This window comes from Methanosarcina sp. MSH10X1, from assembly GCF_004099695.1.
Taxonomy (GTDB): domain Archaea; phylum Halobacteriota; class Methanosarcinia; order Methanosarcinales; family Methanosarcinaceae; genus Methanosarcina.
Genome location: NZ_SCHL01000003.1, coordinates 184760 through 197455 on the forward strand (window position 1 = coordinate 184760; position 12696 = coordinate 197455).

Here is a 12696-nt window from a genome sequence, read left to right on the forward strand (position 1 = left end):
CCAACCACCTTATCTCATTTTGTGCAGGAGCGCATTAATATTCTCGCCGTGATTTCCGAGTTCGCCGCCCTGCTGTACGGTCCTTTTAATCCCGGAATGCCCTTTTCTTGGAGGGTGAAGCCTGAAAACAGGCTTCAGTTTGGGTACCGCCTTAAGGGTAGTTTCCCCTTTGATTACAGCTTCTGCAAAAGCCTGAATTGAGTCATAGGCTGTGTTTTCCCGGATGTATTCCTCGGTCAGGCGGGTATCGCCTTCGAGCCTTCCACGGTTTTCGAGGATCTCTGCGAGAGTTTTTGCATCAACTTTCCCGTAGGCAACGTAGTCCTTTACCTTCTGAACCATACCTTTGAAATGAGGATTCTCTGGCACAAGCACACAGTGGTTGACTTTGTGCAGGCGGAGCATCTTCATGGTATCTTCAATGGTATACCGGACATTAACCTGGCCTCTCAACCTTACAACAGCATACATCTCAGGCTTCCTCCTTACAGTTCACTGGCAGCCTCATAACATTGACCTGGTTAAGGGCATCAAAGGTTGCCTTTGCGAAGTTGAGGGTAGACCGGGTAGTTCCGAAGGTCTTTGTCCATACATCCTTGATACCGGCTTTTTCCAGCACCTTGGTTGCAGTATTCCCTGCAGCGATTCCAAGACCTCTTGGAGCCGGGATAAGAGTCACGCTTACACTGCCTGCCTTTCCTGTAACTTCATAAGGAACAGTGTGAGGCAGTCCGCAGGCACATTCCCAGGATCCGCAGCCTCTGCGGATATAGGTGATATCGAGCTTTGCAGCATCAATTGCCTTGCGGATAGCAGGCCCTACCTGCACGTCCTTTGCCTGCCCGAGTCCTACATAGCCGTTTCTGTTCCCTACGATTACGGTTGCTCTGAATTTTACACGGCGTCCTGAGTCAGTCATCCTCTGGACCATGTTGATATCGAGCACCTCATCTTCCAGGTCAGGAAGCAGCATATCAATTATCTGGGGTTCCCTGATAGGCAGGCCTGATTTAATTGCTTCTTCCATGGAAGCAACCTGTCCTTCTACGACTAATTTTCCAAGCCTGGTTTTCGGAACCCAATCTTGATCGAATGCCATTTAATCACCTTAACTAAATTCAGCAAAGATTTTCTCTTTGGTTGCTTCAAACTGCTCTGGCAGATCTGAGCTCTCTTCTCTGTATTCAGCAATGTGCTCTCCCCGGATTCTTTCATCCGAAGGGAAAACTTCAGGGCTGCAGGGGATCTCGAAGCCCGAGTCTACAATGCCTTTAAGAGCAGCATAGACTCTGGAGCCTGCAGAGGAAGCCTGAAGTCCTATATCCAGAATGCCTCCCTCATGCCCCTTTTTCAAGCTTTTCAGTCCGAAAAGGAGCCCTGTAAGATATGCAGCCGTTGTATTTCCGGTAGCCCCTGTGTAACCGTACTTGGCAAGCTCACTCGAAACGGCTGAGGAATAAGTTATATCCCCTTCGGGGGTCGGAGCTATTAACTGGATCTGAACATTTCTTGCACTCTTCCTGACGACAACACGGTCCTGCCTTGAGAGCAGTAACTTGAGCCGCAGGTGGTAATTAGTGCGTCCTTCTCTTCTTCTTCTAAAAGGAACCTTATATCTTGGTCCTGTTGCCATATTTAGCTCCTCCAGGTTATTTCTTTAATAGTTTTTCGGACCCAAGGTGGGAATTCAGGTGGGAAACGCTTCTGTATTCTCCGCCTTTTGCTTTCCTGTAAAGTCTGCAGTACACGGACTTGTCAAGTGAGCCATCTGCACGCAGTTCCTTGAGTCTTCTTCTAAGAGCCCGGATCTTTTTGATCCACAGTTCCTTCTTCGGAGTACGGGCTCCTTTCTTACCTTTTCTCGAACCGTGACCCTTGCAGTGTCCATACTTACGTTTGGCGGCAAGAGCTCTGGCTCGGCCTCTGCTGACTCCTTTTACCGGCTTGGCCTTAATAGTGCCTTTCTCGATGAGCCCACGGATATCTTCCCTGGTAATTGCCGACGCGATCTCTTCGGAGGCTTCCGGATTTAGCCATACCCTGTCAAGCCCGCATTCGAGAACTTTAGAGGCTAACTTTCTCTGATTGGCCAGATCTGACATTTTTATTCACTCCTTCCAGGGTTCAGCACTTTAATTCCGAGTTCTTCGGCTTTTGTGATGATAAGAGCTTTCTTTCTTGCGCCTACTGTCGATGCTATTCTGATAGCCTCATAAGAGGGATCAACAAGTTCAAGCTCAGCAGCGCTGGAAATAAGTACATCCGAGTAACCGGAGGGGTGCAGGCCTTTTACTGCGGCAGGGCTTCCATACCCTACCTGGGCAAGCGCACCTTTTGAAATATACTTTCTGCGCTGTTTGCCCTGAGTACCTCTGGGACGCCTCCAGTTGCTGTCAAGCCTCTTAAATTTATGATAAGCTGCTCTCTTGAACTGGGGTTTCTTTCCCTTCTGGACCTTTCTCACATTGAATAATCGCCTGGACTCGGGGTCCATATCAAGAGTACCTTCTGATTTTAATTCTTCTGCCATCATAATCACCTCAGGCTTTCTGCACGATGTAGATTCCATCCTGGAAAATCCTCGGGTCGAATCTCTTGATTTTGGTCTTCTGTTCAATGTTTGCGGCAGTCTGCCCGACGTCTTCCTTGTTGATTCCGGAAATAATTACCTCATTTCCGCTTACCTTAACCTTTGTCTCACCAAGAATTTTTGCAAGTCTTGGCTTCTTTTCTCCAAGGAAGTTTCCGATTACGAAGATCTTACCATCAACTTTTACCTGCATTGGGAAGTGAGCGTACAAGATAGTCATCTTACACTCAAAGCCTTCATTTACGCCTGTGATCAGGTTTTTGATATGGGAAGTAAAAGTCCCTACCATGGCTTTCTGTTCTTTCCTGGAGGATTCTGCATCCACCACTACTTCGCCTTCCCTGACTTCGATCTTGATTCCGGGGTACCATAACTTTCTTTCTACAGTCCCCATAGGGCCCCTTGCTGTAAACACATCCTGAGATAAAGAGACGGAAACTCCTTCAGGAATCTCTATTGTTCTTGCAATTTCCTTAACCATTTCCTGTTCCCTCCAGCTCAGTACACATAAGCAAGAAGCTGCCCGCCAATCTTCTTCTCACGGGCATCGTACTGGGACATGACTCCGCTTGAAGTAGTTACTATAAGGGCACCAAAGTTCTTTGCCGGCAAGAACTGCTTTTCCCAGCGTTCAAAGCTGCCAGTTCCCACGGAATACCGCGGCTTGATTGCACCGCATTTGTTGATTCTTCCCACAAGGGTAACATTGTAGACTCCGGCTTTTCCGTCATCGATAAACTCGAATTCTCCAATGTATCCGAGATCTTGCATAACCTTCAGCACATTGCCGATATTCTTGGAAGCAGGCCTGATAACACAGGAGCTCTTCCCTATAACTTCGGCATTTTTAATTGTGGTAAGGGCGTTTGCAAGAGGATCAAGTAATACCATTTTAATCACCTTACGAATACTTCTCAAAACCCATCTCGTGGGCAATCTCCCTGAAACAGTGCCTGCAGAGGTAAATATCGTATTTGCGGACAAGACCCTGCCTTCTACCGCATCGCTTGCATACGTTTACTCCTCTTCCGGACTTATCTATAGTCTCTGCCATTTACATGACCTCCACGCCATAGCTTTCGTTAAGGAAAGCAACTGCGTCCTCGACTGTAACCCTGTGGTTAGTCGGGATCTTCCTGGTTGCGATCCTTCTCTTGCAGATTCTCTCTCCAGGGCGCTTAATCACAACTGTTATGTCCATCCCGAAAACCCCGATGTTAGGGTCATATCTCATACCCGGAAAATCAGTGTGTTCTTCAACTCCGAAAGAGACATTTCCAAGGGAGTCAAACTGGGACCGGACCAGGGTTTTCTCAACGATATTCAGAGCTATCTCAAGGAACTGCTGGGCTTTCTGGCCTCTAAGAGTAACTTTGCAGCCTATGGGTTCGTTCTTCTTTATCGCAAAAGCCGGAAGAGTCCTCTTGGCAAAGCACCTGACAACTTCCTGTCCTGTAATAGACCTGAGGATCTCTTCGGCGTTTACGAGATGCTGGCCACTTTCTCCAACACCCATGTGGACAATTACCTTCTCAACAACCGGCGTGCGCATAGAATTACTCAATTACCTCACCACCGAGCCGAATCTCAGGCTTGTCCTCGCCAATGACGATTACGTAATCTTCAATCGTTTCGAAATCGGTTTCCCCGGAAATCGCAACTGTGTTGTGTCTGGAACTCTGAACTTCCTTGATTTCCTTAATCGTTCCGATTTCTCCGGAGTGCTGGCCGCCTACAACCATTGCCAGGTTGCCGACCTTGAACTGAAGGTGCTTTACTACCTGCTTGTCAGGCACGGAAAGAATCAGAGAGTCTTTTGTGCCGTACTCGTTGGAGCCAAGAATATTGGTCCCATCGTTCAGGTTAAGCTGCACCTTTCCTCCTTTGAGGGAAGTCTTGTTGTTAATCCTGCACAGTTTGTTGACGTTTGTCTCGCTCAACTTGTGAAGGGTCAGGCGCCCCTTTTCATCCTGGAGCATTCTGTATGTTTCGTTTATGAGCGGGAGTGTAATTACGTCAAAAAGCCCGACAGGGAACCTGAGGTCTTTTCTCGGAATGCCGTCTACAAGAACCTTGCCTTCCGAAAGAATCCTCTTACCCTCCCTGCTGTTGTTTACGAGCTTGAGAATGTCGCGAATTATGATTCCGAGCGGAAGACTGCGTGCCTGGCTGTGAGGCCCCGGGTGGGTTGTGGAGACCCATTTATAACCTTTTTTCCCGGCCTTCCAGCTTTTTGGGATTGATAATCTTTTCTGGTGTGTCACAAAATCACCTGCCTCACTTCTTAATGCTTGATGCTCTGCGCCCGTCCTTCAGTTCCAGCTTTGTGATCATAACATTGGAGGGGTAGATAGGTCTTGGGACTTCGGTACCGTCCACCTTGGTGGAAATAACTCCGTCCACAGCAATCTTGCCGTCCTGAAGAGAAACGGTCTGGACCTTTCCTTCAGTACCCTTAAAGTCTCCGCGCATGACCTTCACGGTATCGCCCGCGACAACTGCAGCACTTCTTGTGCCATATTCCTTGGAGAGCGCTTCACTGAGCCTTGCACCCATGAATTTCTGTCTGATATGCAGAGGCGCATTGTATCTTGCTTTTCTCTGCTTTCTTGGCTGTTTGGATACCATGTTCGCCACCTCAGACAATAATAGATGCTGTGGTCCCGATCTTGGGGAACCTTTCAGCTACTTCTCTTGCTACAGGACCCTTTATGTCCGTGCCTTTGGGAATTCCGTCTTCGTCCGTAATTACCATGGCATTGTCCTCAAAGGACACATGCAGCCCGTCCGGGCGGCGGAACTCCTGTTTCTGGCGAACCACTACTGCAAGGAGAATCTGTTTCCTCATTTCAGGAGTGCCCTTCTTTACCGAGACGACACACATGTCCCCAATACCTGCGCAGGGCATTCTGTTCTTGACTCCTCTGTACTTCTTGACAGAGATAATCTCAACGACCTTGGCTCCGGTGTTGTCCACACAGGGAACTTTGGCGCCTGCATTAAGAGCCCTTGGGATGCTGGAGCGTATGCCTTTCATTTAGGCACCTCCGCTTTAACTACCACAAAGGATTTGGTCTTGCTTATACGCCTGCATTCCGCTATTGTGACGATATCCCCGACTTTTGCTGAAATGCAGGGCGGGTTGTGTGCGTGAACCTTCGAGCGTCTCTTCTCGTATCTCTGGTATTTCGGCACCATTTTCATGTATTGCCTTTCAATAACTACCGTATTGTCCATCTTGCTGCTGACCACGGTGCCCACAAGGATTTGACCTCTTACTGGGAGTGTGCCGTGGAAGGGACAGTATGAATCATCACATTCTTCTGATGGCGCCGGTATGTTTAATCCAATATCTCTTGCCATGAGTTTAGCCCCATTTGCGTAACTTTTTGATGTTCTTGATCCGATTTTCGGGTTGTGAGAGCAGCAGGTTTCCCTGAATTTTAACGAATGTATCGGATCTGCGGCCTTTTTCTGAGAGCTCGGCAGGGATCCGGAAGAGAAATTCCGAATCCGCCTTTGGAATCTTCAGTTCCCGCGACTTTGAGTTTTCTACGATCAGCATATTTTTCGTCTCATCGATTACCCTGCCGCGGATTCCTGTCAATGCTGGATTAGTGGAACGAATCACCTGAATTTCGAGCCCTATCAGTTCATGGAAGATAAGGGTCGAAGGCAGAATTTCCACTTTAGATATCATTTAGCTCGTGCTGAATTGTCTTTATCCGGGCAATCGTTCTCCTGATTTCCCCGATTCTTCCCGGGTTATCAGGAGCTCCGCCTGCGGAGGTAAGGGCGCGTTCCCTGACCAGTTCATTATTCAGGGTCTCAAGTTCGTCAGCCCGCTCCTCGACCGTCATGGTCCGGATTTCGCTGGTTCTGAGAATTGCCATTATTCCTTAGCCTCCTTGTGAACCCGTGCCATGGGATGCCAGTAGTCGTAGCTTTCGTGCTTGTGCTGCCAGACTCCATTGACCTGCCTTCTGAGTTCTTCGGAACCTTCGACCTGAATGACCTCAGCCTCTTCTTCTTCTGCGGTCTCAGCCTGGGGCTCTTCCTCGGCTTCTTCAGGTTCTGCGACTTCAGCTACTTCTACAGGTTTTGCAGGTGCTGCTGCAGGACGGGGTTTTGCCGCGCCTTCCTTTTTAGGGGCTTCAGCGGGTTTTTCAGCGGGTTTTTCAGCCAGCTTTTCGGCAGGCTTTTCAACCGGTTCAACTACAATCTCGTTCAATTCCTTAATCCTGTATGAGTCAGGCAGGACAATGTCCGGCTGAATGATCCTGACTTTACAGCCAAGGGTTCCAAGCTTTTTAACTGCTACTGCAAACCCTTCGTCTACGACCTCTTCTACAGGATGTCCGGAATGCTTTACGTGCCCGTCAATAAATTTTTCAACTCTTGACCTGGCGCCTGTGAGTTTGCCGGAAATAACAACTTCGCAGCCAAGTGCACCTGCATTCATGACTGCCCGAAGGGTGTTGTGTCCGGCTTTTCTGAAGTACCAGCCTCTCTCAATTGAAGCTGCAAGTCTGGATGCCATCATCTGAGCGTTAAGTTCAGGTTTCCTGACTTCCTGAGCGTCAATCTGCGGATTTTCGAGGTTGTACTTGGTTGCTACATCCCTGGTAAGCTTTCTGATGACCTTCCCGGCTTTCCCGATTACCATTCCAGGCTTCTCGGAGTAGATAATAATCTGGGTGCCCATTGGGGTCCTGTTAAGCTCCATGCCGCCGTATCCAGCTCTGTTCAGCTGCTCTGCGAAGTACTCGTCCATGGAGGCTTTGACATACCCATCATTGACGAATTTTCTCTCTATTGCCATTTAGCGCACCTCGGAAAGAATCATCTCAATATTTACGGTGTCTGTGTCTTTGGGAGTGGCCCTTCCTCTGGCCCTTGGCATGAACCCGTGAATTGTCCTTCCCCGCTGAATTGCTGCATGGGAAATGAACATATTTGCTGGCTCAAGACCCTTATATTCGGCATTGCTTTCTGCATTCTTCAAGACCTTGAGGATCTCTTTCGAAGCATTGACAGGGTACCTGCCTGCAGCCATAGGACCTTTTCGGTGTCCTGTTCCGTCATGGTGCCTTTTGAAGGGTACAGCCTTTTTCAAAGCAATTACGTCTTCTAAAAACTTTCTTGCTTCAGCGACCTTCATGCCCTTAATTTTGCAGCAGACTTCACGGGACTTTTTAGGGGAAATATGAAGTTCAGAACCCATAGCCTTAGAGGTTGTCTCAGGGTTTCCCTTAACTGAATAATCAATTTTTGCCATCCCTCTCACCTCATTTCAGCGGCACGAACTTGCTTGAACGGGTTGCTCCCACACCGGCACTGCCGTGTGAAACTCTTGATCTTGTGGGTGCGAATTCCCCAAAGCGGTGCCCGATCATCTCAGGTTGAAGGTCCACACTTATGAAGGCTTTCCCGTTGTGGATTTCTATAGTCTGTCCGATCATTTCCGGAAGGATGATCATGTCTCTGTGGTGAGTTCTGACCTTCTTTCCTTCCTTGAACTCATGCAGGACTTTTTTCTGTCCGTCCGTGAACCCGCGTTTGATGCTCCTGCGCTCTCTCGAAGGCAGGAGCTCTGCAAACTCTTCAAGACTCAATTCCTGAAGTTCTGAGACGGTTTTCCCGCGGTAGGTATACTCACCTTTTCTCTTTGGTAATCTTGATGATACTTTTTTAGCCATAACGAATACCCCTCATCAGCGCTTCATTCCGGTCCTTCTAGCTGCAATCAATCCGACCTTTCTTCCGGGCGGAGCGTTTCTGCTAACCGTCGTGGGCTTGCCCGGGTGCTTCCAGGCACCTCCACCGAACGGGTGGTCACGCGGGTTCATGGCAACACCTGAAACCCTGGGATACTTTGCAGCTCTTGTTTTCAGTTTGTGGTATTTTTTCCCGGCTTTGAGCCATGGCCTGTCCACACGGCCTCCGCCTGCAACAATACCGACAACTGCCCTGCACTTCGGATTAAGCCATTTAATGCTACCAGAAGGCATTGCCACTGCAGTTCTGTTAGGCTCATGGGTTACGACAGTTGCATATACTCCGGACGAGCGCACGAATTTGCCGCCGTCATTCGGCTTTGACTCGATATTGCAGATAAAGAAACCTTCAGGCACGTTTCCGATAGGAACTATGTTTCCCGGCCTGACATCTGCATCGTCTCCGCACTCGATTGTATTCCCTACTGCAACTCCTTCGGAGGCCAGCAGGAGAAGCTCTTCCCCGTTTTCAAAGGCAATTTTTGCAATCGGGGCTGAGCGAGCAGGATCGTGCTCGATATCAATGACTTTCCCCTGGATCGAAGTATTTTCATCAACACGAGGGTGTTTCAGTTCTGCCTTGTACTTATGAGAAGGAGCTCTGTAGGTTGGAGTACCTCTACCCCTGTTCTGTGATATTAATCTTTTACCCATACATCACACCTCACATTAGTCCTATCCGGGTTGCAATTTCATGTGCCGATTCGGGATCTTCAAATGTCAGGACTGCTTTTTTGGTGCCCTTCATGGTAGTCATGGTCCTTATGGACTTGACTTTGAACCCGTACATTTTCTCGACATCTTCTACGATCTGCTTTTTGTTTGACCTGGTATCCACGATAAACTGGAGCTTGTTTTCGTCAAGCAGCATCATCGCTTTTTCAGTAACAAAAGGATAATTAATGGAACTCATTGGAATGCACCCTCCAGTTTCTCAACTGCGGATTCTGTCCAGATAGTAAGGCGGCCTGCGTGAGTGCCAGGTGCGAGCAGCTCGGCATTGAGTGAATCTACTGTTGCAACGTCTACCCCTGAGAGGTTTCTTGCAGCCTTCACGAGAGGGGCATTTTCCCCTGCAACAATAAGGATACTCTTTTTGTGCTTGTATTTCCTGCCTCTGAGCTTTCCGCGGCCGGCCCTGATGTGTCTTCCGTATTTTGCTCTGAGCACGTCGTCGTAGACTCCGATAGCCTGCAGGAATTCTATTACCTGCTTGGTCTTATCCAGGTCTTCGAGAGCGTTTTCCGTAACGATCGGAAGCTCGGCTTCAAAGATATGGCCTCTCAGGCTTACGAGAGTTGGGTCCCTGGTTGCTGCGATTGCAGAACGAATTGCATAGCGGCGTTCCTTGTTGTTAACTTTCTCGCTCCTGTCAGCTTCCGGTTTTGGCGGGTGAGCTCTTCTTCCGCCTCTTGCGTGCGGAACTCTTGCAGCTTTGCTGCTGTTTGCGAGCCTTGGAATCTGGGCAACACCTCGTCCTGAACCCCAGGATCTTGCAGAGGTGTCCATTCCCGCGTAGAGACGGGGACCGTAAGGCTGAAGCCTGTTTGCCTGTGCCGCAAGCACTGCCTTTTTGATCAGGTCAGGGCGGTAGTCCACATCAAACACGTCGGGAAGTTCGATTTCCCTTATAACCTTTCCTGTAAGGTCTATTGTTTTTGCTGTAGCCATTCTGTTCACCCCTGCTTGGATTCCCTGCTTATGTGAAGGATGTTCGGTTCGCCAAGGTCGGCTTTCTTTGCCCTGATCGGATCTCTGAGTCTGATAAGTCTCTTTGACGGTCCGGGTACGCTGCCTTTAATGAGCACATAGTCTCCACGGACAAGGCCGTAATTGATGAAACCGCCTTCAGGAGTGACTTCTTCCCCATCGGATCCGATTTTAAGGATACGCTTGTTGAATTCGGTTCTCTGGTGGTATCCCATCTGACCCATCTGAGGAACTCTCCAGGAAACATGGGCTGGATGCCATGGACCAAGAGTACCAATCTGCCTCAGGCTGCCCTGTCTGGAGTGCTTGTTCTTCATAAGCTGAATGCCCCAGCGCTTGACAGGACCCTGAGTACCTTTTCCGATGGTAATAGCGGCTGTGTCGACAAGTATCCCGGTTTTGAAAACGTCGGTAACGCTTACAAGGGTGCCGAGGATTGACTTTGCGTACTCGAATTTGGTGTTGAGATCTCTGGCACTAATTCCGGATTCCATGACGTCGGGCGTCTTTTTGGGAACCCCGGTAAGGCTCTTTGGCAGGGTGTAGGTAACTGCCCTGATATCGCTTACCTTGCCTTCTTCGATCATTTTTCCGATATTCCCAAGGGCTTCAGCCATGTTCCCGGCTGCCGGTACAGGGATCCTGCGCTTGAGTTCAGGATCAAGGTCTGCTGCCCATACCTCAGCGATTGCCTTTTCTCCGGTGCTGTCTTCTGCGTAAGCCCGGAAGGCTGCGACCCTTATTGCAGGAGTTTCGATGACAGTTACAGGTACAGAGACTTCCATACCCTGGGTAAGGCTGTTCTTTATGTCATCAATCATGATCACGTGGGTCATGCCCACCTTGTACCCTGCAAAACTCTGTAGCCTTGGTTCACCTGTGGCTTCCGGCCAGGATCTGAACCGTGGAATGTGGCTCTTTGCCCTCTTGCGCGGACTGAATGCGAGGGAACCTCGTTTTGGTCGGTGTATGCTTGCCATATTTCTACTCCGTAAATTTCAGTTGAAATACCAGCCCCTCCGGTCGGCTCAACATGAGTGGCAAAAGAGAAATGCACTGGATTCCCCGAACGCTACCAGGTGGGGAGGGACGTCTTTCAGACCTGCCTGGCAGTTATGCCTCGAGCAGACCAGAGCTCTATTGCTCCCGGTACCCTAATTCCTTCAGGTATCTGCAAATATCCGATCCTCTTCCCAGCTTGTCTAGCAGGAGCATACTCTTAAAGGACCGATTTACGATCCTGGCAGACCCAAATCCAGGCATCCGGCCCTGATTTGAAACATTCGTAGCCTGATTTGAAACTTCAGTATTCGGTAACCTGATTTTGAATTCAGTTCCCTGATTTGAAACTTCATTAGTCAGTGACTGCAACCGCGACTCATCGAAAACCTGAACAGTTTCGTGCGATTTTAGGCGCCGTTACGACGCCGAAAGCGGGCGTTTCAAAGCATTGGCCCTTTGACACTCATGTTGATCCGACTTTTCTCACTGGATTTATCTTCAATGCAGGAAATCTTCCGTAAAGCACGGCAGAAAACCCATCTCCCGGAAACTTCCGGGAAAGTTAGCATTAAGCATCACATTGATCTGATTAGATAATTTCAAGCACTAAATACCTGAAATTTCCATCTCTGATGTACTTTGCCTTTAAATAGCACATCTAATATATAAAGCCTTTGCAGGCGAGAAGATAATTACAAAAGAAGAATCGACCTCAGAAGAGAAATAAGTAAATAAATTAAAGAGTCCGAACTCGTATTTCCCCGATCTGAACATTGAGGCATGGAATTACAATCGAAGGAATACGAGTCCTACTTATAAACAAGCAGGAACCCACAGGCCGGCTTGAGAATGCGTTATACAACCGGTCTGTGAGTATCTGCCTGTAAGCAGAATTATACATAGGTGTGTAAGTGTATATTATACATAACCAGTTACTGGGTACATTTGAAACCGGATAGGTTTTGTTAATTTAGTCATTACTCCGGATTTTCGGATTATTGATCAGATTTTGTTCAGATTTTGTTCAGATTTCTTTCGTACTTTAAATCCCGGTCACCTGCGTATGAGATTATAAGCCTGATCCGCTGTTGGAATCCAGCAGGATTATGCAGGCATTAAAGGAGAAACTATATTTCTACCCGAATCAGCCTGAGATTTTGAAAGACAGTGCAGGGTACAGTAAACAGCTTTCCCCTCCCTGTTTTTCAGGACGATAAATTCACTCCCGCAAGCCGGACAAACTTTCTTTATATAATCCATCAGACATCACCGCTTTTTGACGTTAAACTGTGGCATTTGTTTCTTTGCTAAACTTAATCATGCGTTTTATCCGAGGCAAGAACAAAAGAACTCCTCAATAACGTGCTAAATAATACATTTAATAAAGGATGGTTTTTCTAATCAGCGGCACATTCTATTTTTGTTCAAGTAGGTCTATTGATTTATTTCTCCGCCTGTAAGTAGTATGCTCAAAAGGGTAAATAGTATCAAGAATCATAATTTCTGATAAATAGTACTGAAAACAGGCAGCCAGAAAGCTCATACAGCTCTTAAGCTTAGAAAGACAAATATAGATTCTAACACGAGAGAAATCTGATATCTTTAGAGGTTATAAAA

23 protein-coding genes are annotated in these 12696 nt (G+C 48.1%); all 23 read right to left on the reverse strand.

Going from position 1 to position 12696, the window contains the following annotated elements; all coding sequences use genetic code 11:
* Nucleotides 1-9: 9 nt before the first annotated feature.
* Nucleotides 10-471 (reverse strand): 50S ribosomal protein L30, encoded by a 462-nt coding sequence (locus EQO05_RS04065; RefSeq protein WP_128504012.1) that lies wholly within the window; start codon nucleotides 469-471, stop codon nucleotides 10-12.
* Nucleotide 472: 1 nt separating this feature from the next.
* The gene (locus EQO05_RS04070) at nucleotides 473-1099 is read right to left on the reverse strand and encodes a 30S ribosomal protein S5 (RefSeq protein WP_128504013.1); all 627 of its coding nucleotides are present in this window, start codon (nucleotides 1097-1099) and stop codon (nucleotides 473-475) included.
* Nucleotides 1100-1108: 9 nt separating this feature from the next.
* The gene (locus EQO05_RS04075) at nucleotides 1109-1633 is read right to left on the reverse strand and encodes a 50S ribosomal protein L18 (RefSeq protein ID WP_128504015.1); all 525 of its coding nucleotides are present in this window, start codon (nucleotides 1631-1633) and stop codon (nucleotides 1109-1111) included.
* Between the two features lie 16 nt (nucleotides 1634-1649).
* Nucleotides 1650-2102 carry a 50S ribosomal protein L19e gene (locus EQO05_RS04080; RefSeq protein WP_128504017.1) on the reverse strand — a complete coding sequence of 151 codons (453 nt, stop codon included), beginning with the start codon at nucleotides 2100-2102 and terminating at the stop codon, nucleotides 1650-1652.
* A gap of 2 nt (nucleotides 2103-2104) precedes the next feature.
* A complete protein-coding gene (locus EQO05_RS04085) occupies nucleotides 2105-2530 on the reverse strand; it encodes a 50S ribosomal protein L32e (RefSeq protein WP_128504188.1) in 426 nt (141 codons plus the stop codon).
* A 10-nt stretch (nucleotides 2531-2540) separates the two neighbouring features.
* On the reverse strand, nucleotides 2541-3071 hold the full coding sequence (locus tag EQO05_RS04090) for a 50S ribosomal protein L6 (protein WP_128504019.1): 531 nt from the start codon (nucleotides 3069-3071) through the stop codon (nucleotides 2541-2543).
* A 17-nt stretch (nucleotides 3072-3088) separates the two neighbouring features.
* On the reverse strand, nucleotides 3089-3481 hold the full coding sequence (locus EQO05_RS04095; protein WP_128504021.1) for a 30S ribosomal protein S8: 393 nt from the start codon (nucleotides 3479-3481) through the stop codon (nucleotides 3089-3091).
* 10 nt (nucleotides 3482-3491) lie between these two features.
* Complete coding sequence (locus EQO05_RS04100) at nucleotides 3492-3644, reverse strand: 30S ribosomal protein S14 (RefSeq protein ID WP_128504023.1); 153 nt, start codon at nucleotides 3642-3644, stop codon at nucleotides 3492-3494.
* Nucleotides 3645-4142 (reverse strand): 50S ribosomal protein L5, encoded by a 498-nt coding sequence (locus EQO05_RS04105; protein ID WP_128504190.1) that lies wholly within the window; start codon nucleotides 4140-4142, stop codon nucleotides 3645-3647.
* A 4-nt stretch (nucleotides 4143-4146) separates the two neighbouring features.
* On the reverse strand, nucleotides 4147-4854 hold the full coding sequence (locus tag EQO05_RS04110) for a 30S ribosomal protein S4e (RefSeq protein WP_128504025.1): 708 nt from the start codon (nucleotides 4852-4854) through the stop codon (nucleotides 4147-4149).
* A 13-nt stretch (nucleotides 4855-4867) separates the two neighbouring features.
* Nucleotides 4868-5218, reverse strand: coding sequence for a 50S ribosomal protein L24 (gene rplX, locus EQO05_RS04115; protein WP_128504027.1), 351 nt, complete (start codon nucleotides 5216-5218; stop codon nucleotides 4868-4870).
* Between the two features lie 10 nt (nucleotides 5219-5228).
* Entirely contained in the window at nucleotides 5229-5627 is a 399-nt protein-coding gene (gene rpl14p, locus EQO05_RS04120; RefSeq protein WP_128504029.1) for a 50S ribosomal protein L14, read from the reverse strand.
* Nucleotides 5624-5953, reverse strand: a complete 330-nt coding sequence (locus EQO05_RS04125; protein WP_128504031.1) for a 30S ribosomal protein S17 — start codon at nucleotides 5951-5953, stop codon at nucleotides 5624-5626. The genes rpl14p and EQO05_RS04125 overlap by 4 nt, the downstream gene beginning before the upstream one ends.
* A 4-nt stretch (nucleotides 5954-5957) precedes the next feature.
* On the reverse strand, nucleotides 5958-6290 hold the full coding sequence (rnp1, locus tag EQO05_RS04130; protein ID WP_128504033.1) for a ribonuclease P protein component 1: 333 nt from the start codon (nucleotides 6288-6290) through the stop codon (nucleotides 5958-5960).
* The gene (rpmC, locus tag EQO05_RS04135) at nucleotides 6280-6483 is read right to left on the reverse strand and encodes a 50S ribosomal protein L29 (RefSeq protein ID WP_128504035.1); all 204 of its coding nucleotides are present in this window, start codon (nucleotides 6481-6483) and stop codon (nucleotides 6280-6282) included. The genes rnp1 and rpmC overlap by 11 nt, the downstream gene beginning before the upstream one ends.
* Nucleotides 6483-7412: a 30S ribosomal protein S3 gene (locus tag EQO05_RS04140; protein WP_128504037.1), complete on the reverse strand. Its 930-nt coding sequence runs from the start codon at nucleotides 7410-7412 to the stop codon at nucleotides 6483-6485. The genes rpmC and EQO05_RS04140 overlap by 1 nt, the downstream gene beginning before the upstream one ends.
* Nucleotides 7413-7868 (reverse strand): 50S ribosomal protein L22, encoded by a 456-nt coding sequence (locus EQO05_RS04145; RefSeq protein ID WP_128504039.1) that lies wholly within the window; start codon nucleotides 7866-7868, stop codon nucleotides 7413-7415.
* A gap of 10 nt (nucleotides 7869-7878) precedes the next feature.
* Complete coding sequence (locus EQO05_RS04150; protein ID WP_128504040.1) at nucleotides 7879-8289, reverse strand: 30S ribosomal protein S19; 411 nt, start codon at nucleotides 8287-8289, stop codon at nucleotides 7879-7881.
* A gap of 15 nt (nucleotides 8290-8304) precedes the next feature.
* Nucleotides 8305-9021 (reverse strand): 50S ribosomal protein L2, encoded by a 717-nt coding sequence (locus EQO05_RS04155; protein WP_128504042.1) that lies wholly within the window; start codon nucleotides 9019-9021, stop codon nucleotides 8305-8307.
* 10 nt (nucleotides 9022-9031) lie between these two features.
* Nucleotides 9032-9280, reverse strand: coding sequence for a 50S ribosomal protein L23 (locus EQO05_RS04160; RefSeq protein ID WP_128504044.1), 249 nt, complete (start codon nucleotides 9278-9280; stop codon nucleotides 9032-9034).
* The gene (rpl4p, locus tag EQO05_RS04165; protein WP_128504046.1) at nucleotides 9277-10038 is read right to left on the reverse strand and encodes a 50S ribosomal protein L4; all 762 of its coding nucleotides are present in this window, start codon (nucleotides 10036-10038) and stop codon (nucleotides 9277-9279) included. Before rpl4p ends, EQO05_RS04160 begins: the two co-directional genes overlap by 4 nt.
* Before the next feature lie 5 nt (nucleotides 10039-10043).
* Entirely contained in the window at nucleotides 10044-11057 is a 1014-nt protein-coding gene (gene rpl3p / locus EQO05_RS04170) for a 50S ribosomal protein L3 (RefSeq protein WP_128504047.1), read from the reverse strand.
* Between the two features lie 1126 nt (nucleotides 11058-12183).
* Nucleotides 12184-12339: a hypothetical protein gene (locus EQO05_RS15420; protein ID WP_164888457.1), complete on the reverse strand. Its 156-nt coding sequence runs from the start codon at nucleotides 12337-12339 to the stop codon at nucleotides 12184-12186.
* Between the last annotated feature and the right edge of the window lie 357 nt (nucleotides 12340-12696).